The sequence below is a fragment of the Paracoccus pantotrophus genome (assembly GCF_008824185.1).
Taxonomy (GTDB): domain Bacteria; phylum Pseudomonadota; class Alphaproteobacteria; order Rhodobacterales; family Rhodobacteraceae; genus Paracoccus; species Paracoccus pantotrophus.
This window is the reverse complement of record NZ_CP044423.1, coordinates 1272365-1297180: the sequence shown is the minus strand read 5'-3', so window position 1 is coordinate 1297180 and position 24816 is coordinate 1272365. Positions and strand designations below refer to the sequence as shown.

Here is a 24816-nt window from a genome sequence, read left to right as displayed (position 1 = left end):
TCATGGCCGAGAATGAGAAACTGGTTTCCGAAGTCCTGACGCTGACCGACCGCCTGGCCCAGGCCCGCGCCAGCGTCGAGCGCCGCTTCGTCGGCCAGCATGCCGTGGTCGAACAGGTTCTGGCGGCGATCCTGTCGGGCGGCCATGCGCTGCTGGTCGGCCAGCCGGGCCTGGGCAAGACCATGCTGGTCGATACGCTGGCCACGGTGCTGGGGCTCGACTCGGCGCGCATCCAGTTCACCCCCGACCTGATGCCGGCCGACATCCTGGGCTCCGAGGTGCTGGACATCCGGCCCGACGGCACCCGCGCTTTCCGCTTCATCGAGGGACCGGTCTTTACCCGGCTCCTGATGGCCGACGAGATCAACCGCGCCAGCCCGCGCACGCAATCGGCGCTGTTGCAGGCCATGCAGGAGGGCGAGGTCACCATCGGCGGCGAACACCGGCCGCTGGACCGGCCCTTCCATGTCCTTGCCACCCAGAACCCGATCGAGCAGGAGGGTACCTATCCGCTGCCCGAGGCGCAGCTCGACCGTTTCCTGCTGCAGATCGACGTGGACTATCCCGACCGCGACACCGAACGCGCCATCCTGCTGGCGACGACCGGGGTCGAGCAGGGCCGGGCCCATGCCGTCTTCGACGCCGAGGGGCTGGTCGCGGCGCAGGGGCTGATCCGGCGCATGCCGGTGGGCGAGACGGTACTGAACGCGATCCTGGACCTGGTGCGCGCGGCGCGTCCCGGCGCGCCCGAGGCGCCGGGCTGGATCGCCGAGACGCTGGTCTGGGGGCCGGGGCCGCGCGCGGCGCAGGCGCTGACGCTGGTCACGCGGGCGCGGGCGGCGCTGAACGGCCGCTTTGCGCCGACGCTCGACGATGTCGAGGCGATGGCCGCCCCGGTCCTGCGCCACCGCATGGCGCTGAGCTTTGCCGCCCGCGCCCGCGGCGAGACCATCGAGGGCGTGATCGCGCGCCTTCTGGGCGACCGGATGCGGGCGGCGGCGTGAAACCCCAGGCCGATCAGCTGCGCGCCGGCGCCGAGGCAGCCTCGGCCGCCCTGCCTGCGCTGATGCTGTCGGCCGAGCGGCTGGCGGCGGCGCTGGTGCCCGGCGCGCATGGCCAGCGCCGTGCCGGCATGGGCGAGGATTTCTGGCAATACCGTCCCGCCACCGCGGGCGACACGGCGCGCAGCATCGACTGGCGCCGCTCGGCCCGGTCGGATGCGCAATTCGTCCGCGACCGCGAGGCGCAGGTGGCGCAATCGGCGGCGATCTGGGTCTCGGCCGCGGCGGGCATGGATTATGCGGGCGGCGCGGACCGGCCCGGCAAGCGCGACCGTGCCAACCTGCTGGCGCTGGCGCTGGCCATGGCGCTGCTGGCCGGGGGCGAGCGCGTCGCCTTGGCCGGCCAGCCGCCGCGCCCCGGCCGGCTTCAGGCCGAGCGCCTGGCCGAGGCGCTGGTCGCGCGCCCGCTGCTCGACCGCGACGAGGACGCCCCCCCGGCCGAGGCCCTGCGTCCCGGCCAGCGCGTCGTCCTGTTCGACGATTTCCTGGGCGATCCGCAGCCGGTGCTGGACTACCTGGCCCGTGCCGCCGTCCTGGGGGTTCAGGGCGTGCTGATGCAGGTGCTGGACCCGGACGAGGACGGATTTCCCTGGCGCGGCGCGGTGCTGTTCCGCTCGGCCTCGGGGGCCTTGCGCCACGATACGCGCGACGCGGCCGGACTGCGCGCGGCCTATCTGGCGCGGCTGGCCGAGCGGCGGGCGCAACTGACGGGCGCCGCGCGCATGGCGGGCTGGCATTTCGGCATGCATGACACCGGCGCGGCGCCGTCGCAGGCGCTGCTGTGGCTCTGGTCGGTGCTGGAGGGCTGATGCTGCTGATCGGTCCCATCGGCTTCCTGACGCCCTGGATCCTGGCGGCGCTGGCGGCGCTGCCGGTGCTGTGGCTGATCCTGCGCGCCATGCCGCCCTCGCCCAGGCTGGTGCGGTTTCCAGGCACGCGGCTGCTGCTGGGGCTCAAGGATCCGCATCCGGTGGCGCGGCACACGCCATGGTGGCTGCTTCTGCTGCGGGTGCTGGCGATCGCGGCCTTGATCCTGGGCTTTGCCGGCCCGGTGTGGAAACCCTCGCCGGATCAGGCCGGGCAAGGGCCCCTGCTGGTCGTGATGGATGCCGGCTGGGCGGCGGCGCCCGACTGGCCGCAGCGCCAGGCCCGCGCCCTGCGGGCGCTGGACCGCGCCGCGGCGGCGGGACAGCCGGCGGCGCTGCTCGTGGCCAACGGCACCGCGACCGGCGCGCTGCCCTTCCTGCCCGCGACCGAGCTTGCGGCGCAGCTGCGCGCCCTGCGCCCGGCGGCATGGGAGACGCGCTATCCCCCCGATCCTCAGGCTGCGCTGGCCGAGGCCCCGGCGGGCCTGTCGGTGCTGTGGCTCAGCGACGGGCTGGACCATCCCGGCCGGGCGGAATGGCTGGCGGCGCTTTCCGGGCGCAGCAGCGTGACCGTGGTGCCGCCCGAAGGCGCGCAGCAGACGCTGGAACTGGTGGCGGGCGACCAGCCGGCGCTGCGGCTGCGCTCGACGGGGACCGCGGCGCCCGAGGTGCTGGCCATCGGTCTCGATCCGCAGGGCATGCCGCGCGAACTGGCGCGGCTGAAGCCCGGCGAGAGCGCGCAGGATCGCGGCGTGACCAGCTGGCTGGTGCCCATCGACCTGCCCTCGGAATTGCGCAACCGCATCACCCGCTTCGAGATCGAGGGCCAGGCTTCGGCCGGGGCGGTTCTGCTGGCCGACGATTCCCTGCGCCGGCGCAAGGTCGCGCTGGCGGGCGACGACCGCGCCGGCGAGGGGCAGCGCCTGCTGTCGCCCCTGCATTACCTGCGCCGGGCCCTGGCGCCGACCACCGACCTGATCGAGGGGGGCTGGGCGACGTTCTGCAGGCCGCGCCCGACGTGATCGTGCTGGCCGACCAGATCGGCCTGGCCGAGGAGCCGGACCTGCGCGAATGGGTCGAGGGCGGCGGGCTGCTGATCCGCTTTGCCGGGCCGCGCATGGCCGCCTCGGAACGGCTGGCCGAGGAGCCGTTGCTGCCGGTGCGGCTGCGCGCCGGCGGGCGCGATGTCGGCGGTGCCCTGGCCTGGGGCGAGCCGCGCAGCGTCGCACCCTTTGCCGCCGACGGGCCCTTCGCGGGGCTCTCGGTGCCGAACGATACGACCGTGCGCGCGCAACTCCTGGCCGAGCCGGCTCCGGACCTGGCCGACCGCAGCATCGCCCGGCTTTCGGACGGCACGCCGCTGGTGACGCGCACGGTTCTGGGGCAGGGGCAGCTGGTCCTGTTTCACACCACGGCAAACGCGGAATGGTCGAATCTGGCGATCTCGGGCCTGTTCGTCGAGATGCTGGACCGGCTGGTGCGCAGCGCACGGGCCAGCGCCGCCGCGCCCGAGGCGGACCGCGCCGAACAGCCCTTCTGGCTGCCGGAACTGGTGCTGGACGGTTTCGGCCGCACGACCGAGGCCGAGGGGTTGGCGCCGGTCGCCGCCGCCGATTTCGCGCGCGGCCCGGCGCCCGGCGCCCCGGCCGGGCTTTATCGCGGCGGCGAGCGGGTGGCGGCGCTGAACGCCGGCGGGCCGATGGCGCCGGCCGACTGGCCCGGCGCCCGTATCGAGCGCGGGGCGCAGGCGCCGGGCCTGGACCTGCGCGGCTGGCTGGTCGCGCTGGCGGCGGTCCTTTTTGCGCTGGATGCGCTGGGCAGCGCCTGGCTGGCACGCGGCAGGCAGGGGGCGATGGCATGAGATGGCTTTTGACCTTTGCCGCGCTGGTCTGGGCCGGCGCGCTTTGGGCCCAGGACGATCCCGCGGCCCCGCCCGATCCCCAATTGGTGCGCGCCGCCGACGAGGTGGCGCTGGCCTATGTCGTGACCGGCGATGCCGAGGTCGATGCCGCCTCCGAGGCCGGGCTGCGCGGCCTGTCCCATGTCCTGACCGCCCGCACCACGGTCGAGCCGGGCGCGCCCATCGGCATCGACCCGGAACGGGACGACCTGTCGCTGCTGACCTTTCTTTACTGGCCGGTGACCGAGGCGCAGGCCCCGCCCTCGCCCCAGGCCTATGTCCGGCTGAACCATTTCCTGCGCTCGGGCGGGATGATCCTTTTCGACACCCGCGACGGCGATATCGCGGGCCTGGGCGGGCCCGACGGCGGCGCCGCGCTTCAGGCGCTGGCGGCGCCCCTGGACATCCCGCCGCTGGCGCCGATCCCCGCCGATCACGTCATCACCCGCAGCTTCTACCTGCTCAGGGATTTTCCCGGCCGCTACCAGGGCCGCGAGGTCTGGGCCGAGGCGCCCCCCGCCGATGCCCAGGCGGCCGAGGGCGTGCCCTTCCGCAATCTCAACGACGGCGTCTCGCCGGTCATCATCGGCGGCAACGCCTGGGCCGAGGCCTGGGCGGTGGATGAGAACGGCCTGCCCATGTTCAGCATCGGCTCGGGCTTCGAGGGCGAGCGCCAGCGCGAGATGGCCTATCGTTTCGGCGTCAACCTGGTGATGTATGTGCTGACCGGGAACTACAAATCCGACCAGGTACACGTGCCCGCCCTGCTCGAGCGGCTGCGGCAGGAGGAGGTCGTGCAATGAGTGGCCTTGTCTTCGATCCGCTGCTGCCCTGGCCGCTGGTGGGCGGGCTGGCGGCGTTGGCGTTCCTGGTGGCACTGTGGTCGCTGTGGCGCGGCCTGCGCGGCTGGGCCTGGCGCGGCATCGCCGGGCTGGCGGCGGCGGCGGCGCTGGCCGGGCCGGCGCTGGAATCGGGCATCCGCCACAAGCTGTCGGACATCGTGGTCTTGCTCGACGACCGCAGCGCCAGCCAGTCCCTGCCGGGCCGCGCCGGACAGACCGATGCCGCCGTCGAGGAACTGACCCGCCAGCTTTCCGCGCTGCCCGATACCGAGATCCGCCGCGTGACCGTGGGCGACGACCCGGACGGCACCCAGATCGGCACCGCCCTGACCCGCGCGCTGGCCGCCGAGCCGCAGGCCCGCGTCGCCGGCGTGATCGCCGTCACCGACGGGCTGGCCCATGACGCGCCGATGGTCCCGGCTTCGGCCCCCGCGCCGGTGCATGTGCTGCTGACCGGGCAGGCGCAGGACTGGGACCGCCGGCTGGTGATCGAGGAGGCCCCGGCCTATGGGCTGATCGGCAAGCCCGTCACCATCCGCCTGCGCGTCGAGGACCAGGGCGCGGTCCCGCCCGAGGTGGCGCAGACCCCCGCCCGGCTGCGCATCCTGCTGGACGGAGAGGAGATGCGCGCGCTCGACCTGCCGCCGGGTGTGACGCTGGATCTGCCGGTGGTGCCGGAGCATGCCGGGCAGAACGTGGTTTCGATCGCATTCGACGCGCCCGAGGCCGAGGTACCGGAACTGACCGACCGCAACAATTCGGCCGCCCTGCAGATCCAGGGCGTGCGCGACCGGCTGCGGGTGCTGCTGGTCTCCGGCGCGCCGCACGCGGGCGAACGGACCTGGCGCAACCTGCTGAAATCGGATGCGAACGTGGACCTGATCCATTTCACCATCCTGCGGCCGCCGGACAAGATGGACGCGGTTCCCGTCGAGGAAATGTCGCTGATCGCCTTTCCGACCCAGGAGCTGTTCATGGAGCGGATCCGGGATTTCGACCTGATCATCTTCGACCGCTACCGGGTGCGCGGCATCCTGCTGCCGCAATATTACGACAACATCCGGCGCTATGTCGAAGAGGGCGGCGCCATCCTGGTCTCGGCGGGCCCCGAGATGTCCTCGGTCGAAAGCCTGAACCTGTCGCCCCTGGGCGCGATCCTGCCCGCGCGCCCCACCGGCCGGATCCATGACGAGCCCTTCCTGCCGCGCCTGACCGACGAGGGCCAGCGCCATCCCGTCACCGCCGGCCTGCCCGGCGCCCCGGCCGAGGGTGCGCAAAGCCATTGGGGCCGCTGGCTGCGCATGTCCCAGGTCATTCCCGGCCCGCGCGCCCAGGTGGTGTTGAGCGGCGCGCGGGACGAGCCGCTCTTGCTGCTCAGCCGGGTGGGCGAGGGGCGGGTGGCGATGCTGACCTCGGACCAGGTCTGGCTCTGGGGCCGCGGCTTCGAGGGCGGCGGGCCGCAGCTGGAACTGCTGCGCCGCATCGCGCATTGGTCGATGCAGGAGCCGGAACTGGAGGAGGAGGCGCTGCTGGCTGATGTCGGCCCCGGCCTGACGGTGACGATCACCCGCCGCACCATGAACGTGACCGCCGGCCCGGTGCGCATCACCCGCCCCGATGGCCAGACCGAGGAGGTCGCGCTGACCGAAGCCGGGCCGGGCCGCTTCACCGCGCGCTGGACGGCGCCGGGGCCGGGGCTCTACCGGCTGGCCGAGGGCGAGATCGGCCGGGTGCTGGCGCTTGGCCCCGCCGCGCCGCGGGAGTTCGAGGAAACCGTGGCCTCGGGCGCCGTGCTGGGCCCGCTGGCCGAGGCGACGCGGGGCGGGGTGCTGCGGTTTTCCGAGGGCATGCCCGGCCTGCGCACGGTGCGCGAAGGACGGCCGGCGCATGGCCGGGGTGTCGCGGGGCCCTGGATCGCCATCACGCCGCGCGAGGCGGCCTCGGTCAGCGGCATGACGCATCGCCCGCTGCTGCCCGGCTGGGCCTGGCTGGCGCTGATTGCCGGGCTGGCGCTGGCGGGCTGGCTGGCCGAGGGCCGCGGCGGGCTGCGCAGGGCCTGACACGGCGAAACTTGCCAAGTCCGCGCCCCGTTGCTAGGCAAATGAAAACATTCCAAGAGGACCGCATGGCCGCCGCCCCCAACGATGACCAGACCGCCTACATCCCGCCGACCGAAGTCGATCTGGCGATGATCAAGCGCATCTTGCCGCATCGCTATCCCTTCCTGCTGGTGGACCGCGTCCGCGACATCGTGCCGGGCGAAAGCTGCGTCGGCGTCAAGAACGTGACCTCGAACGAGCCGCATTTCGAGGGGCATTTCCCGCAGGAGCCGGTGATGCCCGGCGTGCTGATCATCGAGGCCATGGCGCAATCGGCCGCGGTGCTGGTCGGCGTCACGCTGGATCTCGCCGACAAGGGCATGGGCACCTATTTCATGTCGATCGACAAGTGCCGTTTCCGCCAGAAGGTCGTGCCGGGCGACGTGCTGGAACTGCACATGAAGACCCTGCGCGGCGGCGGCAAGATCTGGAAGTTCGAGGGCCGCGCCCTGGTCAACGGCCAGCTTGCCGCCGAGGCCGAGGTCATGGCCATGCTGAACCGTGGCGAGAATGGCTGAGACCCGCATCCATCCCTCGGCCGTCGTGGATCCCGCCGCGAGGATCGGCGAGGGATGCGAGATCGGCCCGTTCTGCGTTCTCGGCCCCGAGGTCAGCCTGGGCCGGGGCGTGGTGCTGAAATCGCATGTCGTGGTGGCGGGCGAGACCGCGATCGGCGACGAGACCACGGTCTTCCCCTTCGCCTCGCTGGGCGAGGTGCCGCAGGATCTGAAGTTCCGCGGCGAGCGCACGCGGCTGGAAATCGGCGCCCGCAACCGTATCCGCGAATATGTGACGATGAATCCCGGCACCGAGGGCGGCGGCGGCGTGACCCGCATCGGCGACGACGGGCTGTTCATGGCCGGCAGCCATGTCGCGCATGATTGCCGGCTCGGCGACCGGGTGATCCTGGTCAACAATGCCTCGGTCGCCGGGCATTGCGTGCTGGAGGACGACGTGATCGTCGGCGGGCTCTCTGGCGTGCATCAATGGGTGCGCATCGGCCGCGGCGCGATGATCGGCGCGGTGACGATGGTGACGGCCGACGTGATCCCCTTCGGCCTGGTGCAGGGGCCGCGCGGCCACCTGGACGGGCTGAACCTGGTGGGGCTGAAGCGCCGCGGCGCCTCGCGCGAGGAAATCCACGCGCTGCGCGACATGCTGGCGCATCTGGGCCGGGGCAGTTTCCGCGACACCGCCCGGCACCTTGCCGAGTCCGAGAACGGCCCGATGGTGCGCGAGGTGCTGGATTTTATCCTCGGCCCCTCGGACCGCAGCTTCCTGGCGCCCCATCCATGAGCCGCATCGCCCTGATCGCCGGCGAGGGCAACCTCGCCCCCGCCATTGCCGCGGCACTGGACCGGCCGCTGGTCTATGCGCTGGACAACCTGAAGCCGCAGGTCGAGGCTAGGCCCTTTCGCCTCGAACGGCTGGTGCCCTTTCTGGACGAACTGGCCGAGCAGGGCGTGACCCAGGCGGTATTCGCCGGCGCCATCCGACGCCCCAGGATCGAGCCCGAGCTTTTCGACCCCCGGACCCTGACCATCGTGCCGCGCATCCTGATGGGGATGCAGTCGGGCGACGACGCGGCGCTGCGCGCGGTCCTGGACGTTTTCGAGGAAGCCGGCATATCCATTTGCTCCGTCGATCAGATCCTTCCCGATCTCGTGCCGGGCGAAGGTGTTCTGACGGGCGAGCCGAGCCCGCGCGACCAGAAGGATGCCGCCCGCGCCGCCGAGATCGTCTCCGGCCTCGGCGCGCTGGATATCGGCCAGGGCGCGGTGGTGGCGCAAGGGCTCTGCCTTGCCGTCGAGGCGCTGCCGGGCACCCAGGCCATGCTGGAATTCGCGCGGCTGCACGCGGGCCTGAAGCCCGATCCCAACGGGCCGGGCGGCGTGCTCTACAAGGCGCCGAAACCCGGCCAGGACCGGCGCATCGACCTGCCGACCATCGGCCCCGACACCGTGACCCAGGCCGCCGAGGCCGGGCTTGCGGGGATCGCCTGGGAGGCGGGCAGCGTCATCCTGCTGGACAGGGCCGAGGCAATGCGCCGCGCCCAGGCGGCGGGACTGTTTCTCTGGGGGCGCGGATGACATGAGTATTTGGGCAACGGTGAAGCGAGCCTCTTTCACCGTTGCCCAAATACTCACGTGACGGTGCCGCGAAAGCGGCAGGAGGGTATTTGGGGAACGAAGAAGACCGGGGGATTTCTCTGTTCTTCAAATACCCATGTCGGGGCATGGCAAGCGGAGCGGCGCGATGAAATTCTTCCTGATCGCGGGCGAGCCTTCGGGCGACAATCTGGGCGGCGCCCTGATGGCTGGCTTGAAGCAGCTCGATCCGGGGGCTGCGTTCCTGGGCGTCGGCGGGTCCGCCATGGCGGCGCAGGGGCTCGAGAGCCGTTTCCCAATGGAAGAACTGAGCCTGATGGGCATCTGGGAGGTGCTACCGAAATACCGCGCGCTCAAGACCCGGATCGCCGAGACCGCCCGCGCCGTTGCCGAGGCCCGGCCCGATGCGCTGATCACCATCGACAGCCCGGATTTCTGCCTGCGCGTGGCGCGCCAGGCGCGGGCGCTGAACCCCGATCTGCGCACCATCCATTACGTTGCGCCCTCGGTCTGGGCCTGGCGGGCGGGACGGGCCCGGAAGATGGCCGAGGTGATCGACCATGTGCTGGCGATCCTGCCCTTCGAGCCGCCCTTGATGCAGGCCGCCGGCATGAGCTGCGATTTCGTCGGCCACCCCATCGCCGCCGAGCCGGTGGCGGGCGAGGCCGAGGCGGCGGGGTTTCGCGCCGCGAACGGCATCGCGCCGGATGCGCCGCTGGTCCTGTGCTTGCCGGGCTCGCGCCGGACCGAAGTGGGGCGCCTGGGCCCGCGCTTCGACGAGGCGCTGATCCGGCTGCGCGACCGGGTGCCCGAGATTCGCGTGGTGATCCCGACCGTGCGCGGCGTTTCGGGGCTGGTGCGCGACATGGCGCGGCGCTGGCCGACCGCGCCGGTGGTGGTCGAGCGTCCCGAGGAGAAGCGCGCGGCCTTCGCCGCTGCCGACCTGGCGCTGGCGGCCTCGGGCACGGTCAGCCTGGACCTGGCGGCCAACGACGTGCCCATGGTGATCGGCTATGACGTGGCGCCGCTCAGCCGGATGATCATCGGGCTGCTGCTGCGCACCGACACGGTGACGCTGGTCAACCTGGTCAGCGAGACCCGCGCCGTGCCGGAATACCTGGGCCGCAACTGCCAGCCGGGGCCGATGTCTCAGGCGCTGTTTCGGCTCATCGAGAATGGCGGTGAGCGGGCCGAGCAACTGGCGGCGATGGCGCTGACCATGCAGCGGCTGGGGCGCGGCGGCGAGGCTCCGGGCCTGCGCGCCGCGCGTTCGGTCCTGGCGGCGATCAGTTCTGCGCCGCGGTCACGATGATCTCGACCTTGTAGTCGGGCGTCGCCAGCGCCGATTCGCCGGTGGCGCGGGCCGGGGCGTGGCCGGGGGCCACCCAGGCGTCCCAGACGGCATTCATTTCGGCGAAATCGGCCATGTCGGCCAGCCAGACCTGCGCCGAGAGGATGCGGGTCTTGTCCGAGCCGCATTCCGCCAGCAGCCGGTCGATCTGGGCCAGTACCTCGCGGGTCTGCTCGGCTACGGGCTCGCCGGGCTTGCCGACCTGGCCGGCCAGGTAGACGGTGCCGTTATGGATGACCGCCTGGCTCATGCGGGGGCCGGTCTCGATGCGTTTGATCGCGGACATGGAAAATCCTTTCGGGTTGGGCTGGCGTCAGAAGAGCCGCCAGAAGAACAGCGCCGTCATGCCAAAGCCGATGGCCGCGATCAATGCCCGCAGCGCCGGAACCGGGATACGCCGCGCCACCGGCGCACCCAGATAGCCGCCCAGGATGGTGCCCAGGCTCATGACCGCAGCCGGCCACCAGGCGACCTGCCCGCCGGCCGCGAAGATCGCCAGCGAGATCACCGACAGCGCGAAGGACAGCCAGTTCTTCAGCCCGTTCATCTGGTTCAGCTGCGTCATGCCCCAAAGCGCGAACAGCGCCAGCAGCACGATGCCCAGCCCGCCGTTGAAATAGCCGCCATAGATGGCGACCGGCACCATGGTCCCGGCGCCGAAGGGCGCGACCGCATTGCGGTGCTGCGCCGCCCATTCCCGCACCTGCGCCCCCCAGATGAAGACCGAGGTCGCCGCCAGCAGCAGGAAGGGTACCAGCACCGCGAAGGCCTTGTTCGAGGAAACCAGCAGCAGGCAGGAGCCGACGATGCCTCCGGCCAGCGTCCAGAAGGTCAGGCGCAGCACCAGCGCCCGCTCGATCTGCGCGATCTCGCGGCGGAATCCCAGCGCGGCGGACAGATAGCCGGGCAGGGCGGCGACCGTGCTGGTGGCATTGGCCGAAACCACCGGCACGCCGCTGGCGACCAGCGCCGGGAAGGTGATGAAGGTGCCGCCCCCGGCGACGGCGTTCAGCATCCCGCCGAGAAAACCGGCGGCGAGCATCAGCAAGGTTTCGGTCATGCCGGACGGCTCCTGTTCGTGGTGGGCGCCCATGCTTAGCCTTGCAGGTCCGGGGCGTCCAGCCGTCCGCGGGGCCGGCGCTTTCGCTCAGAAGATGCCGGTCAGGTAAAGCAGGATGATGACGAAGATCGGAACGCCCAGAAGCCAGGCGATGATGCCTTTCATTATTTTCTCCCTTGCTGGCCGTAAGCGGAACGCGACCGGCGGGCGAGGGTTCCCGGTGCTGCCTTGCCCGGAAAAATCGCCCTTCGGCGGGAATGAACCGCGGCGCGGCGCGTAATCCCCTTGCAACCATCTGACGTTGCCCTGGATGAAAGGATAAAGTGCATGGCACCATTTCGCATGATTCTGACGGCGACCGCGTTCGCGGCGGCCCTTCCGGCCGCGGCTCTGGCGGATGACGACGACTTTCCCCGCTATTTCCACCGCGACGGGATCGAACGGCTGCTGCGTGGCCCAGACGGCTGGGCCTATCGCGGCTGGTGGCGCGACGACGACGACCGGCGCACCTTCCGCCATCGCGCATGGGACGATGACGACGACGATGATCGCCCGCGGCGGCGGCGGGGTCGCGACGACGATGACGATGACGACGACGATTGAGGAGGGGGCGAGCCCGCCCGATCCGCAGGCAAGGCCGGCCCCGGATGGGCCGGCCTTGTCTCGTCAACGCCCCCGCTGCATGAGGGCCGGTCGCGGAAAGTTTTCCGAAAATTTGCTAAAACATTGATATTATGCAATAATAAAAACGATGGATAAACACGTCTTTATCTTGCAATAAACGATAAACTCTGTCGTAATTACGGTCATGAGGCTCCCGCAAGCAGAGCAAGGAGGACAAGCATCATGACCCGCATCGTTCCCGCAACCGACAATCCGACGGCCGGTGGCCGGTCGATTTGCGCTCGCGGCGCGCAGGGCTCCCGGTGCAGGAGGGCAGGTCCGGCGGCGCCGGGATTGCGGCGCATCGCGGCGATCGTGGTCAGCCTGGTCGGGCTGGGACTGGCCGGTCCGGGCCATGCCGACAACAGCCTGCTGAATGTCAGCTATGACCCGACGCGCGAGCTTTACCGCGAGGTGAACGCCGCCTTCGCCGCGAAATGGCAGGCCGAAGGGCATGCCGCGCCGACCATCGAGACCTCGCATGGCGGTTCGGGCGCGCAGGCGCGCTCGGTGATCGACGGGCTCAAGGCGCAGGTGGTGACGCTGGCGCTGGCCTCGGATATCGACCAGATCGCGTCCCGCGGCCTGTTGCCCGAGGATTGGCAGTCGCGCCTGCCCCATAACAGCGCGCCCTATACCTCGACCATCGTCTTCCTGGTGCGCGAGGGCAATCCCAAGGGCATCCAGGATTGGGGCGACCTGGTCAAGGAGGGCGTCGAGGTCATCACCCCGAACCCCAAGACCAGCGGCGGGGCGCGCTGGAACTATCTGGCTGCCTGGGCCTGGGCGCAGAAGAACGGCCAGGACCCCAAGGGTTTCGTGACCGAACTGTTCAAGCATGTCCCGGTGCTCGACAGCGGCGCGCGCGGCTCGACCACCACCTTCACCCAGCGCGAGATCGGCGACGTGCTGCTGGCCTGGGAGAACGAGGCCTATCTGGCGCTGAACGAGCTGGGCGAGGACCGGTTCGACATCGTCGTGCCCTCGGTCTCGATCCTGGCCGAGCCGCCGGTCGCCATCGTGGACAAGAACATCGCCGATGACGAGCAGAAGGCGCTGGCCGATGCCTATCTGGCCTTCCTCTATTCGCCCGAGGGGCAGGCGCTGGCCTACAAGCACTATTACCGCGCCTGGGACGACAGCGCCGCCAATCCCGAGGACGTGGCGCGCTTTCCGCAACTCGATCTGGTGACCATCGCCGATTTCGGCGGCTGGAAACAGGCCCAGCCCGAACATTTCGGCGATGGCGGCACCTTCGACCAGATCTATTCGGGGCAATGACCGATGGCGCTGGCGTTCCGCTTGCAGAAATCCCCCATGCCGGGCTTCGGCCTCGGCATGGGCATCACCCTGGCCATGCTGTCGCTGATCGTCATCCTGCCGGTCGGCGCGCTGCTGGCCCGCGGCATCAGCTATGGGCCCGAGGCGGTCTGGGCCACGATCAACACGCCGCGGGTCTGGGCGGCGCTGTATCTGTCCTTCCGCCTGGCCTTCCTGGCCGCGCTGGTCAACCTGGTCTTCGGCACGCTGCTGGCCTGGGTGCTGGCGCGCTATGACTTTCCGGGCCGGCGGCTGGTCGATGCGCTGGTCGACCTGCCCTTTGCCCTGCCGACGGCGGTGGCGGGCATCGCGCTGACCGCGCTTTACGCGCCGAACGGCGTCTTCGGCAGCATCGTCCGCGATCTGGGCGGCAAGATCGCCTATACGCAATGGGGCATCCTGATCGCGCTGATCTTCGTCGGCCTGCCCTTCGTCACCCGCACCGTGCAGCCGGTGATCGCCGAGATCGAGCAGGAGGTCGAGGAAGCCTCGGCCACGCTGGGGGCGGGGCGGTTCCACACCCTGCGCCGGGTGATCCTGCCCCTGCTGCTGCCTGCGGCGCTGACCGGATTCGCGCTGTCGCTGGCGCGCGCGGTCGGCGAATACGGCTCGGTCATCTTCATCGCCGGCAACCTGCCGATGAAGACCGAGATCGCGCCGCTCTTGATCGTCATCAAGCTTGAAGAGTTCGACTATGACGGCGCGGCTGCCATCGGCATCGCCATGCTGCTGATCTCCTTCGCCATGCTGCTGGCGATCAACCTGATCCAGATCTGGAGCCGGCGGAGGATCGGCCATGTTTGACAACGCCCTGCACGCCGCCGGCGGCGAGAAAACCGCGCAATGGCGCCCGGTGGCCGAGGAAAGCCGGCCGGTACGCATCCTGCTGATCGCCCTGGCACTCGGCGGGCTGGCCGTCCTGGTGGTGGCGCCGTTGGCCGTGGTCTTTGCCGAGGCCCTTGCACGCGGCGCGGGACAGGCGCTCGCCTCTCTGGCCCGGCCCGAGGCGACCTCGGCCATCCGGCTGACGCTGATCGTCGCGGCGATCTCGGTGCCGGTGAATGCGGTCTTCGGCATCGCCGCCGCCTGGACGATCACCAAGTTCGACTTTCGCGGCAAGGCTTTCCTCATCACCCTGATCGACCTGCCGTTTTCCGTCTCGCCGGTGGTGGCGGGGCTGGCGCTGGTGCTCTTGTTCGGCACCAACAGCCTGATCGGCGGCTGGCTGGTCGCCAGCGGCCTGCCTGTCATCTTCGCCCTGCCGGGGATCGTGCTGGCCTCGATCTTCGTCACCTTCCCCTTCGTGGCGCGCGAGCTGATCCCGGTGATGATCGAACAGGGCCGCGCCGAGGAAGAGGCGGCGCTGACGCTGGGTGCCTCGGGCTGGCGCATCTTCCTGACCGTGACGCTGCCCAATATCAAATGGGCGCTGCTTTACGGCGTGCTGCTGTGCAATGCCCGCGCCATGGGCGAGTTCGGCGCCGTCGCGGTGGTCTCGGGCAAGATCCGCGGCCAGACCGCCACCATGCCGATCACCATCGAGATGCTCTACAACGAATATCTTTCGGTCGCCGCCTTCAGCTTGGCCGCGGTGCTGGCCCTGCTTGGCCTGCTGACGCTGGCGCTCAAGACCGTGCTGGAATGGCGCCATGCCGACCAGCTTGCCGCAACGCGCCGCCATTGAGGTGTCCCATGCATATCGAGATCGACGAAATCGCCAAGAGCTTCGGTGCAACCACCGCGCTGCACCCGGTCAGCCTGGCCATCCCCTCGGGGGCGCTGGTGGCGCTCTTGGGGCCCTCCGGCTCGGGCAAGACCACGCTTCTGCGCATCCTGGGCGGGCTGGAGTTCCCGACTTCGGGCCGGGTGCTTTTCGACGGGCAGGATGCGACCGGGCTGACGGTGCAGGAACGCCGCGCCGGCTTCGTCTTCCAGAGCTATGCGCTGTTTAGGCACATGACCGTGTTCGAGAACATCGCCTATGGGCTGCGCGCCCGGCCCCGCCGCTCGCGCCCCAACCGGGCCGAGATCGGGCGCCGCGTGACCCGGCTTCTGGACCTGATCCAGTTGCCGCAGATCGGCGGGCGCTTTCCCAGCCAGCTGTCGGGTGGCCAGCGCCAGCGCGTGGCATTGGCCCGCGCGCTGGCCATCGAGCCGCGGATGCTGCTCTTGGACGAGCCCTTCGGCGCGCTGGATGCCCGCGTGCGCAAGGAACTGCGCCAAGGCCTGCGCGAGATCCACGACAGCACCGGCCTGACCACGGTTTTCGTCACCCACGACCAGGACGAGGCGATGGAACTGGCGGACCTGGTGGTGGTGATGTCGATGGGCCGGATCGAGCAGGTCGGCCGCCCGCAGGACATCCGCGCCCGCCCGGCGACGCCCTTCGTGCGCGAGTTCATCGACGCCTGACGCGGCGATGCGGCGTGCGCGCCCTTAGTCGATCGGGTATTCGTATTGCCGCAGGAAGCGCCAGATGTTGCGGTTCAGCTGCGACAGCAACTCCAGATCCTGGTCCAGCCGCAGCATCTCGTCGTTGCCCAGGGTCTGCTTGCGGCCCATGTGGATGCGGTCGCGCCGGTCGGCGATCCGCATCAGGATGGTCGAGACCGAGCCGTCCTCTTGAAACGACCAGATGCTGTGGTTGTAGCGGTGCCGGACGGCGGACAGCCTGGCAAAGCGGGCTGTCAGCTCCAGCAGTTCCTGCTGCTCCTGCCCGGCGGGCAGGCGCAGTTTCGCAAGACGCTCGACCATCTCGATGCGGCCGCGCGTCGAGGAGACCGACAGAAAGACCACCACCGCCGCGCTCTTGTCCATCCCGGTCAGCCCGGCGAGCATGTGGATCAGCAGGCTTTCGGTATTGCTCCAGGCGTAGTTGAGCCGCCCGACCCGCAGCAACACCGCATCGAGGTCGGGCTCGGCCGCGCCGGTCCCGGCGGGCGCCCCCGGCGCGGTCATGATCCCAATGCGCGATAACGCATGGCGGCTTCGGTGCGGTTGTGGGCGCCCAGCCGCAGGCTGGCATTGCGCAGGTGCAGCTTGACCGTATGGACCGACAGGCCAAGGCTGGATGCGATCCGTTTGTTGGACTGGCCGTCGGCGACCAGGCGCAGCACGTCCTGCTGGCGCTGGGTCAGGCCAAGCTCGTCCGGGACCGCGGCCGGCATCGCGACCCCGGCCGAGGAAATGATCTCGGGAAAGATGTAATTGCCGCCATGGGCGACCAGCTTGATCACGGAAAGCCATACGTCCAGCCGGACGTTCAGCGGCAGGATGCTGGCTGCGCGCCGCCGCAGCGTGGCATCCTCGTAGCAGGCCCGGCCGAAGGCGCCGGTGCAAAAGGCGATGGCCAGCGCCACGTCGTTCAGGCCCAGCAGATAGGTGCGATCCTCCTCTGACAATCCGCGCATCGTCGGTTCGTCCAGAACCAGCAGCGTCGGCCATTCGCCGGTCAGTTCGGACAGGCTGCGAAAGTCGTCGAAGGATAGTGCAGCCGCCACGGTGATATGTCCCAGCTCCTGGCTGGTCACCGAAATCAGGCTGTGGGAAAAATTGCATTGTGTTCCGACAAAGAGAACCTCTGCCGTTCCACGCGCAGGCCGGTCAGACAGCGTACGGATTTCACTGGATACGCCATCGCAAGATGCCATGTTCATGTCATTCCTACCTTCTTGCGTATGGTTTTACTCCCCCGTCCCGGCCAGCCCTCCCAGGCCGACCGGACAGTTCAGCCTAGCAAGTTTTCGCCCGTCCTCAAAGGGAAGAGCGAGGGATAAGTTCAAGAATCACCACAACTTAGTTGTAAGTTCATCGGGCCGCTCCATCCAGGGTAGAGGCCCGCATCCGCACCTGTCCCTTTGGTGAGGACAGCCGGGGCCGGGTGCCGTGCCCCTGGCGAAAGGGATTAACCCGTTCGGGCGATCCGGAGAGGATGCGGTGCCGCCTGGCCATAGGCCCAAAGCGGATTCTTCGGGTATTCGGCCAGCCCCCCGCTAGCCTTTTCGTGCAGCTAGGCCGAATCGCTGAGCGAGGCGTAGCCTTCTTCAAGGTCGGCGATCCGGGGCAGTTCCGGGGCCGGTCGGACGGGGCCGCGCAAGGTGGTGTGCGGTTGTCCGTATCAGCAGCAGGACGGAAACGGTCGTGCCGTCGTGACGGTGGGCATTCGCCCGGCGACCGCAACCGGCTTGCCTTCATCCACCGCAACCGGGCGGGCAGGCGTGCTTGTGAAGGATCTGGCCGCATCTCCCCCGCCTCTAGAGGAGGAAATGACGATGGTTGGCAGCCGCAACATGAATCTCTTCGCCTGGCCGATCAACAACCAGGATCAGGACCAGGACCAGGATCAAGGCCAGGATCAAGGTCAGGGCCAGGGTCAGGGCCAGTTGAACAAGCAGGCCCAGGGCCAGGATCAGGACCAGGGTCAAGGCCAGGATCAGGGTCAGGACCAAGGCCAGGGGCAGCATCAGAGCCAGAGCAACGCGAACGAAAACGCGAATGCCAATGCCAATGCGAACAGCAGCGCCTCGGAGACGCTTGCCTATAACGCTGCCGGCAACGTGGCAGGCAACCTGGCCGGCAATGCCGCCAAGAACAAGGCCGACAACGATGCCAGCAACGATGCGCGCAACGACGCCAACAACGACGCGCGCAACGATGCGACGAACGACGCCTACAACAAGGCGGTGAACACGGCCTATAACAACACCGATGTCGAGACCAACGTCTCGACCAATGTCAGCGTGGGCCTTGATCTGAATGGATGGCAGCCGACCGACAACGATTATGCCGACATCGACCTGAACAACGCGCATGGCAGCATGGGCGATCTTCTGGTCAATCGCGACGGCAATATCAGCATCGGCACCGATGACATCAATATCGAGAACGTGCTGAACCATGCCTTGAACGGCGGCGGCGCCGACGTGGGCATCATCATCCCGCAATCCGGGACGATGAACGACCAGGATGACCTGAGCGATGCCAATGTCTCCAACAATGCCGACTTCAACCAGAACGGCAGCGTCTATGGCGGCACGGCCACGGCCGAGCGCGGCATTGATGCCGGCAGCGAAGGTGGCCGGGGCGGCAGCGGCGGCAGCGCCGACGGCGGTTCGGGCGATGCGGATGCCGATGGCGGCAAGGCCATGGCCTCGGGCAGCCATTCCGATGGCGGCAACGGCGGCAAGGCCGCGGCCTGGGGCGGCGACGGCGACGGCGGCGGGGCGCTTGGGCTTGGCGTAGGCGCCGGCAAGGGCGGTTCGGCCGATGGCGGCGACGCGGCGGGCCTGGGTGCCGGCATCGGTGCCGGGCTCAGCGGTGACGCAAGCGGCGGCGATGCCGGGGCCGGCAGTCTGGCAGCTGCGCTGGGTGCCGGTGCCGGCGGGCCCGGCGGCTCTGGCGGCGCCGGCGGCGCGGGCGGCGGCACCGGCTCGGCCGATGCCGGTCCGACCGGCGCGCTTGGCCTGGGCCTGGTCGGCGTGGGCGTCAACAACGACAGCGGCAATGGCGGCGACACCGGCAACGGCGGCGACGGTGCCGACGGTGGCGCGGGCGGCGCGGGCGGCATCGGTGCCGGTATCGGTGCGGCGCTTTCCGCAGCGGCGGCCATGGCCGGCGACGCGACCTCGGGCGATGCCGGCGGCGCGGGCTTCGGCGCGGCCCTGTCGGCGGCCGGCAACGGCGGCCGTGCGGATGGCACGGGCGAAGGCTATGGCGATGCCACTGGCGGCAACGGCATGGGCGGCGCGGCCAATGGCACCACCGGCGGCGCCGGCGGCGCGGCCAGCTCGACCGGCGGCTATGCCCTGGGCGGCAACGGCATGAACACCAGCAGCGGCAATGGCGGTGCCGGCGGCCAGGTGATGTCGGGCGACGGTGGCTATGCTCATGCCGGCACCTGGGGGTCGAACAATGGCGATGACGGCTATGTCAACGGCTACTCGACCGCCTCGGCCGACTCGATCCTGGATACCACGGCGTTCAACCAGAGCATCGTGATGGGCGCGAACGTGCTGGGCAACACCGTCGACATGACCGTGGTCGGCGGCGATCTCAGCTCGACCGTGGTCGGCCAGGACGACCTGGGCTGACGGGCCCCGTGACGAACTGCCTGCGCAGGGTCTTCCTGCGCAGGTTTCCGTTTAATTGATTTCCCTCGGCCTAGCCGGAATTGTTTTATCGAGGAAGGTGGCAGACATGCTGGTGATCGACGCGACAGAAGAAGCGATCTGGCACTTCATCGGAGTTTTTCACCTCGCGGAAGAACATGGACGGATGCGGATCGAATATGATCGGCTGACGGCCAAGAAGGTCGCTCCCGACCTTGGTCCGGTCGATGCGATCCAGCAATGGGCCGGCCATCCCTATCAGCCGCTCGATTACCAGCCCGATATCCGCTATGTGCCCCCCTATCGCCCCGGCGAGGGGCTTTCGGCCGATCCGGCGCCGCCCGTCCTGGCGCTGGACCACCATTTCCCGCGGTCCTCGGTCTCGCCCGAGGGGATGTCCGCCAACAGGCCCGATGCCGCGGTGCCCTGGACTGCCAAGCCGCCGGGCGGGGTGGTGACGCCGGTGCCGGAATGGGTTCTGCCCGTGCCCGGTTCCGTCGCCGTCATCGTGGTCCAGAAGACGCGGCTGGCCGATGGCGACCGGGTGAATGCCGATACCATGCGCGAGGGGCTGGTCGATCAGCACCTGCTGGCGGCGCGGCTGGAGGCGCTGGCGGCGCAGGCCGAGCAGCTGGGCCTTGCCCTGCCGGTGGCGATGCCCGCCGACGAGCCCGCCTTCCGCCTGATCGCCGAGACCTTCCGCCAGACCGACCTGCCCGAAACCGAGCTTGCCGGCGCCGAGATCCATGCGCGCCAGGGCGCCGATGTCGAGGGCCAGTACCAGAACGGCGTCAAGGTCGATGCCCGCCCCGACATCGACGCGCTCATGCCCGCCTATCGCAAGGAGGTGGCGGCCGAGCAGGCGCGCGAGGCGCAGGAAGGCGCCCCGGTCACAAGCCGCGACGGGCCGAGCTCGGCCGGCCCCACCAACGTTTCCGGCCCCGGCGTGACCGGGCAAGGCCATGACCTGGTCCTGGGCAACAACACGCTGATCAACCAGGTCACGATCCATTCCGCCGCGGTGACGGCGCCGGTGGTCGCCGTGGCGGGGGGCGTCTATAGCTACAACCTCATCAGCCAGACCAATGTCTGGAGCGATTCGGACGTGCTGGGCGGCCTCTCGGCCGCCGCGCAGGGCCAGGCCACAAGTCCGACGCTGGGGCTGAACTTCGCCAGCTACACCAGCTTCTCGAACCCGATGCTGGTGCCGCAGGGCGACGACGATGCGCCGCAATACTGGGTGACGGCGACGCTGGAGGGCAGCCTCATCAGCATGAACTGGATCGAGCAGTTCAATCTGATGTCGGATAACGACATCGCCTCGATCACGCTTCAGGCGAACAAGACCCTGCTGCTGATGGGCGAGAACGGCGCGCTGAACCACGTCTCGCTGCTGGAACTGGGGATGAGCTACGATCTCATCATCGTCGATGGGCAGGTCATCAACCTGAACGCGATCCTGCAGACCAACGTGCTGCTGGACGACGACCGCATCATGGTCAGCGATGGCCATGGCGGCAGGATCAGCTCGGGCGACAATCTGCTGATCAACGATGCGACCATCCATCAGGTCGGCCTGGCGGGGGTGGTCGCGGCCGGCGCGGACCATGCCGCGATGCTGGCGGGGGCGGCGGCGGGCGATGTCAGCCTGCCGCAATCGGTGCTGAACGACCCCGCCTTCCAGGGCCTGGACCTGGTGCGGGTGCTGCATATCAAGGGCGACATGGTTTCGTTGAACCTGGTGCGGCAGACCAACGTGCTGGGCGATGCCGACCAGATCGAGGTCTATCGCGACGACCTTTTGCAGGCAGGGGGCGAGATCAGCGTCGTCACCGGCTCGAACCTGCTGGTGAACGCGGCGGTGATCGCCGAGTTCGGCGTCGATGCCACGATCTATTCCGGCGGCGAGCATTATTCCGACGCGCTGCTGCACCAGGCCGAACTGGTCGCAACCCACGATCCGCTGATGCCCACCCCGCCGCCCGGCCTGGCCAGCGAGGCGGTGCTTTTCCTGGCCGAGGGGATGCTCGGCGACGATGCCGGCGACGGTGATTTCGTGCCGATCGGCACGAATGCCGATGTGCCCGCCGACATCATGCAAACGGTGCTGGCATGATCCGATCCGACAAGACCAGCGAGCGGCTGGTGCTCGAACCCGAGATGTGCGTCGATTGGCAGGGGAAGGGCAAGTCCCGCCCGCCGGCATCCAAGCCCATGGGCACCGGCCCCACCATCGAGCGGCAGGCCGGGCGCATTCCCCCGGCGCCCGCCACGGCGCAGCCAAAGGGCGGCTCTGCCTTCCACAAGCGGGTGTCCGAGCCCGATATCGCCGGGGCGCTGGGGGCGACGATCCGCCGGATCTGGGCCAATATCCTGGGGGTGCTGCTGTTCAGCGGCGTCTCGAACATGCTGGTGCTGGCAATCCCGATCTATCTGTTCCAGATCTCGGACCGGGTGCTGACCAGCCGCTCGATCGACACGCTGGTCATGCTGACGGTGGTGATCATCGGCGCCGTGCTGCTGCAGGTGGTGTTCGACGCCATCCGGCGCGGCATGCTGCTGCGCAGCTCGGTCGACATCTCGGCCCGGCTGGGCGCGCCGATCCTGTCGGCGGCGGCGCGGGCCTCGCTGCAAAGCGCCGGGCAGGAATACCAGACGCTGGGCGATCTGCAGCAGGTGCGCAGCTTCCTGGTCTCGGGGACGCTGCTGTCGCTGCTGGACCTGCCCTTTGCGCCGCTGTTCATCCTGGCGATCTTCCTGGTCCATCCGCATCTGGGCCTGATGGTGCTGACCACGGCCGTGCTGCTGATGGCCATCGCGATGATGAACCAGCGCGCCACCGCGAAATCCTTTGCCGAGGCGAACCGGCATCTCAGCCGCGCCAACCTGCACCTGGATTCGATGATGCGCAATTCGCAGATCATCAACGCGTTGGCGATGATCCCCGAGGCCGTGACCATCTGGGGCCGCGACGCCGCCAGCTCGATGACGGCGCAGGTGCGGGCCCAGGACCGCAACATCGCCTTCGCCGGTGCCTCGCGCGCGGTGCGGCTGCTGACGCAGGTGGGACTGCTGGGCTGGGGCGCCTATCTGGCGCTGCGCGGCGAGATCACCGGCGGCATGGTCATTGCCGCCTCGATCATCGCCGGCCGCGCGCTGGCCCCCATCGAGGGCGCCATCGAGGGCTGGAACCACGTGCTTCTGTCGCGCGCCGCCTATGGCCGCATCTCGGCGCTGCTGAAATCCTCGCCGCTGAACCAGCAGCGGCTGAGGCTGCCCCATCCCGAGGGCCGCCTGGATGTCGAGCGGCTGCTTTACGTGCCGAACGGGACCAAGCGGGTGGTGCTGAACGCCATCACCTTTTCGCTGAACCCCGGCGCCTCGCTGGCCATCGTCGGCAATTCCGGCGCCGGCAAGACGACGCTGGGCAAGATGCTGGTCGGCTCGATCCTGCCCACTTCGGGCAGCGTGCGGCTGGACCTGATGGACCTGCGCAACTGGGACCAGCGCCAGCTGGGCCAGTGCATCGGCTATCTGCCGCAGGACGTGCAGCTGTTCCCCGGCACCATCAAGGACAATATCGCCCGCATGCGGCCCGACGCCCGCGACGAAGAAATCTACCAGGCCGCGGTGCTGGCCGATGTCCATGACATGATCGCCAAGTTGCCCGAAGGCTATGAGACCATCGTGGCCGCCGACGGATCGCCGCTGTCGGGCGGGCAGAAGCAGCGCATCGGCCTGGCGCGGGCGTTTTTCGGCAGCCCCCGCCTGGTGGTGCTGGACGAGCCGAACTCGAACCTGGACACGGCGGGGGACCGCGCGCTGTCCAGGGCGATGGCGCTGGCCAAGAAGGACGGGATCACCATGATCGTCGTGACCCAGAAATACCAGCTGCTCCAGGACGTGGACAATATCATGCTGCTGGCCGACGGGCAGATCGCCGCCTTCGGTGCGCGCGATCAGATGCTGGAGCGGCTGGCGAGCCGCAAGCCGCCGGGCAACCAGCCCCCCGCCATGGCCCCGCAGCCGCAGGCAGCCCAGCCGCAGCCGCAGGCCGCGCCGGGCAATCGGGCCGCGACCCCCCCTGCGCCGGAGGCAGGCCAATGACCAGCAGATCCGACCCCGATGGCCTCTATGACCGGGTGCCCCGCTCGGTGACGCGGCACCTGGTCTTTGGCATCGCCCTGCTGGTGCTGTCCCTGGGCGGGTTCGGCACCTGGGCGTTCCGGGCGCCGCTTGCGGCGGCGGTGATGGCGCCGGGCAGTTTCGTCGCCACCGGCCGCAACAAGATCGTCCAGCACCTGGAAGGCGGCATTATCCGCGAGATCCTGGTCGACGAGGGCGAGGAGGTGGTCGAGGGCCAGGTGCTGATCCAGCTCGACCGTACCGCCGCCATCGCCAACCGGCGCGAGCTGGAATTGCGCCGCGCCCGGCTCGAGGCGATCAGCGCCCGGCTGCGGGCGGAATATGAAGGGGCCGAGGTGCTGGTCTTCGACGGCTTCCTGCAGGAACATCAGGACGAGCCCAGCTTTGCCGCCATCATGGCCGAGCAGCAGGCAGCCTTTCGCGCCGCCCGCGCCCGGCTGGATGGCGAGATCATCCTGCTGCAAAGCAACATCGCTGCCAGCCGTTCGCGCATCCAGGGCTACGAGGGGCAGCTGGCCGCCATCGAGACCCAGCTTGCCTTGCTGCGCGAGGACCACGGCGCCCGAGACACGCTCTTGCAGCGCGGGCTGGTGCGGCGCAGCGATGTCAACGTCCTGGCACGGGCCATCGCCGATGCCGTGGGCGAGGCCGGCCGCATCACGGCGCTGATCGCCGAGACGGAAGAGGCCATGCGCAAGGCCGAAAGCGAGATCGAGCAGGCCCTGACCCAGCACAAGCAGGCCGCGCTGAACGAAAGCCAGGGCATCGAGGCCGAGCTGGACAGCGTCCGCGAGCAATCGATGAAGGCGCAGGACGTGCTGGAGCGCGCCTATATCACCGCGCCGGTGTCGGGCACCATCGTGCGCATGCATTACCATACGCCCGGCGGCGTGATCGAGGCGGGCAAGCCGATCCTGGAAATCCTGCCGCAGGATGCGCCGCTGATCATCGAGACCTATGTCGCGCGCACCGACATCGACGAGATCGAGATCGGCCAGAAGGCGGCGGTGCGGCTGACCTCGCTGAACCAGCGCACCACCCCGGTGCTTCAGGGCCACCTGGTCTATGTCTCGGCCGATGCGCTGACCACGCAGGCCGAAGGCATCCAGCGCGAGGTCTATGTGGTGCGCATCGACCTGCCGCCCTCGGAGCTTGGGCGGGTGCATGGCTTCCGGCCGACGCCGGGGATGCCGGCGGAGGTCATGATCGAGACCTCGGCCCGGACCTTTGCGCAATATCTGGTCAAGCCGATCGAAGACAGCCTGTCGCGGGCCTTCCGCGAGAACTAGGGCC

General features: G+C 69.4%; 24 protein-coding genes. 19 read left to right on the top strand and 5 right to left on the bottom strand.

The genetic code is table 11. The annotated features are described in order from the left end of the window. Positions 1-2: 2 nt before the first annotated feature. From ESD82_RS06270 to lpxB, 10 genes are all read left to right on the top strand, one after another. Positions 3-1004, top strand: a complete 1002-nt coding sequence (locus tag ESD82_RS06270; RefSeq protein ID WP_147428745.1) for an AAA family ATPase — start codon at positions 3-5, stop codon at positions 1002-1004. Further along, a complete protein-coding gene (locus ESD82_RS06265; protein WP_024843382.1) occupies positions 1001-1870 on the top strand; it encodes a DUF58 domain-containing protein in 870 nt (289 codons plus the stop codon). Before ESD82_RS06270 ends, ESD82_RS06265 begins: the two co-directional genes overlap by 4 nt. Then, positions 1870-2949 carry a BatA domain-containing protein gene (locus tag ESD82_RS22570; RefSeq protein WP_407672795.1) on the top strand — a complete coding sequence of 360 codons (1080 nt, stop codon included), beginning with the start codon at positions 1870-1872 and terminating at the stop codon, positions 2947-2949. The genes ESD82_RS06265 and ESD82_RS22570 overlap by 1 nt, the downstream gene beginning before the upstream one ends. Continuing rightward, on the top strand, positions 2946-3788 hold the full coding sequence (locus ESD82_RS22565; protein ID WP_407672794.1) for a type 1 glutamine amidotransferase family protein: 843 nt from the start codon (positions 2946-2948) through the stop codon (positions 3786-3788). The genes ESD82_RS22570 and ESD82_RS22565 overlap by 4 nt, the downstream gene beginning before the upstream one ends. Further along, entirely contained in the window at positions 3785-4630 is an 846-nt protein-coding gene (locus tag ESD82_RS22560) for a DUF4159 domain-containing protein (RefSeq protein ID WP_333483977.1), read from the top strand. Before ESD82_RS22565 ends, ESD82_RS22560 begins: the two co-directional genes overlap by 4 nt. Further along, positions 4627-6729 (top strand): hypothetical protein, encoded by a 2103-nt coding sequence (locus tag ESD82_RS06255; RefSeq protein ID WP_147428746.1) that lies wholly within the window; start codon positions 4627-4629, stop codon positions 6727-6729. Before ESD82_RS22560 ends, ESD82_RS06255 begins: the two co-directional genes overlap by 4 nt. 65 nt (positions 6730-6794) lie before the next feature. After that, positions 6795-7286: a 3-hydroxyacyl-ACP dehydratase FabZ gene (fabZ, locus tag ESD82_RS06250; protein ID WP_051419448.1), complete on the top strand. Its 492-nt coding sequence runs from the start codon at positions 6795-6797 to the stop codon at positions 7284-7286. Further along, a complete protein-coding gene (gene lpxA, locus ESD82_RS06245) occupies positions 7279-8064 on the top strand; it encodes an acyl-ACP--UDP-N-acetylglucosamine O-acyltransferase (RefSeq protein WP_024843379.1) in 786 nt (261 codons plus the stop codon). Before fabZ ends, lpxA begins: the two co-directional genes overlap by 8 nt. After that, positions 8061-8858, top strand: a complete 798-nt coding sequence (locus tag ESD82_RS06240; RefSeq protein WP_147428747.1) for an LpxI family protein — start codon at positions 8061-8063, stop codon at positions 8856-8858. Before lpxA ends, ESD82_RS06240 begins: the two co-directional genes overlap by 4 nt. A 166-nt stretch (positions 8859-9024) precedes the next feature. Then, positions 9025-10188, top strand: coding sequence for a lipid-A-disaccharide synthase (gene lpxB, locus ESD82_RS06235; RefSeq protein WP_147428748.1), 1164 nt, complete (start codon positions 9025-9027; stop codon positions 10186-10188). Here lpxB and ESD82_RS06230 read toward each other — a convergent pair. From ESD82_RS06230 to ESD82_RS06220, 3 genes are all read right to left on the bottom strand, one after another. After that, positions 10163-10513 carry a RidA family protein gene (locus ESD82_RS06230; RefSeq protein WP_024843376.1) on the bottom strand — a complete coding sequence of 117 codons (351 nt, stop codon included), beginning with the start codon at positions 10511-10513 and terminating at the stop codon, positions 10163-10165. The genes lpxB and ESD82_RS06230 overlap by 26 nt on opposite strands. Positions 10514-10540: 27 nt before the next feature. Next, positions 10541-11287 carry a sulfite exporter TauE/SafE family protein gene (locus tag ESD82_RS06225; RefSeq protein ID WP_028709851.1) on the bottom strand — a complete coding sequence of 249 codons (747 nt, stop codon included), beginning with the start codon at positions 11285-11287 and terminating at the stop codon, positions 10541-10543. A gap of 87 nt (positions 11288-11374) precedes the next feature. Continuing rightward, positions 11375-11578 carry a hypothetical protein gene (locus ESD82_RS06220; protein ID WP_114669306.1) on the bottom strand — a complete coding sequence of 68 codons (204 nt, stop codon included), beginning with the start codon at positions 11576-11578 and terminating at the stop codon, positions 11375-11377. Positions 11579-11614: 36 nt separating this feature from the next. On the opposite strand from ESD82_RS06220, the gene ESD82_RS06215 reads away from it, so the two are divergent. The 5 genes from ESD82_RS06215 to ESD82_RS06195 all read left to right on the top strand — a co-directional run bounded on the left by ESD82_RS06215 (position 11615) and on the right by ESD82_RS06195 (position 15682). Then, a complete protein-coding gene (locus tag ESD82_RS06215) occupies positions 11615-11890 on the top strand; it encodes a hypothetical protein (RefSeq protein ID WP_143091231.1) in 276 nt (91 codons plus the stop codon). A gap of 375 nt (positions 11891-12265) precedes the next feature. After that, positions 12266-13231, top strand: coding sequence for a sulfate ABC transporter substrate-binding protein (locus ESD82_RS06210; RefSeq protein WP_407672804.1), 966 nt, complete (start codon positions 12266-12268; stop codon positions 13229-13231). 3 nt (positions 13232-13234) lie between these two features. Further along, a complete protein-coding gene (gene cysT, locus ESD82_RS06205) occupies positions 13235-14074 on the top strand; it encodes a sulfate ABC transporter permease subunit CysT (protein WP_024843372.1) in 840 nt (279 codons plus the stop codon). Beyond that, a complete protein-coding gene (cysW, locus tag ESD82_RS06200; protein ID WP_024843371.1) occupies positions 14067-14954 on the top strand; it encodes a sulfate ABC transporter permease subunit CysW in 888 nt (295 codons plus the stop codon). The genes cysT and cysW overlap by 8 nt, the downstream gene beginning before the upstream one ends. Positions 14955-14962: 8 nt before the next feature. Further along, positions 14963-15682 carry a sulfate/molybdate ABC transporter ATP-binding protein gene (locus ESD82_RS06195; RefSeq protein ID WP_074990321.1) on the top strand — a complete coding sequence of 240 codons (720 nt, stop codon included), beginning with the start codon at positions 14963-14965 and terminating at the stop codon, positions 15680-15682. Positions 15683-15706: 24 nt separating this feature from the next. Here the strand turns inward: ESD82_RS06195 and ESD82_RS06190 are convergent, their stop codons facing one another. Together ESD82_RS06190 and ESD82_RS06185 are read right to left on the bottom strand one after the other, a co-directional pair. Continuing rightward, entirely contained in the window at positions 15707-16228 is a 522-nt protein-coding gene (locus tag ESD82_RS06190) for a hypothetical protein (protein WP_024843370.1), read from the bottom strand. Beyond that, the gene (locus tag ESD82_RS06185) at positions 16225-16800 is read right to left on the bottom strand and encodes a helix-turn-helix transcriptional regulator (protein ID WP_024843369.1); all 576 of its coding nucleotides are present in this window, start codon (positions 16798-16800) and stop codon (positions 16225-16227) included. The genes ESD82_RS06190 and ESD82_RS06185 overlap by 4 nt, the downstream gene beginning before the upstream one ends. Positions 16801-17493: 693 nt before the next feature. On the opposite strand from ESD82_RS06185, the gene ESD82_RS06175 reads away from it, so the two are divergent. The 4 genes from ESD82_RS06175 to ESD82_RS06160 all read left to right on the top strand — a co-directional run bounded on the left by ESD82_RS06175 (position 17494) and on the right by ESD82_RS06160 (position 24812). Continuing rightward, positions 17494-19359 carry a hypothetical protein gene (locus ESD82_RS06175; protein WP_167521700.1) on the top strand — a complete coding sequence of 622 codons (1866 nt, stop codon included), beginning with the start codon at positions 17494-17496 and terminating at the stop codon, positions 19357-19359. Between the two features lie 106 nt (positions 19360-19465). Further along, positions 19466-21493 carry a hypothetical protein gene (locus tag ESD82_RS06170; protein WP_147428750.1) on the top strand — a complete coding sequence of 676 codons (2028 nt, stop codon included), beginning with the start codon at positions 19466-19468 and terminating at the stop codon, positions 21491-21493. After that, positions 21490-23484, top strand: a complete 1995-nt coding sequence (locus tag ESD82_RS06165; RefSeq protein WP_024843365.1) for a type I secretion system permease/ATPase — start codon at positions 21490-21492, stop codon at positions 23482-23484. The genes ESD82_RS06170 and ESD82_RS06165 overlap by 4 nt, the downstream gene beginning before the upstream one ends. Beyond that, complete coding sequence (locus ESD82_RS06160; protein ID WP_147428751.1) at positions 23481-24812, top strand: HlyD family type I secretion periplasmic adaptor subunit; 1332 nt, start codon at positions 23481-23483, stop codon at positions 24810-24812. Before ESD82_RS06165 ends, ESD82_RS06160 begins: the two co-directional genes overlap by 4 nt. Positions 24813-24816 lie beyond the last annotated feature (4 nt).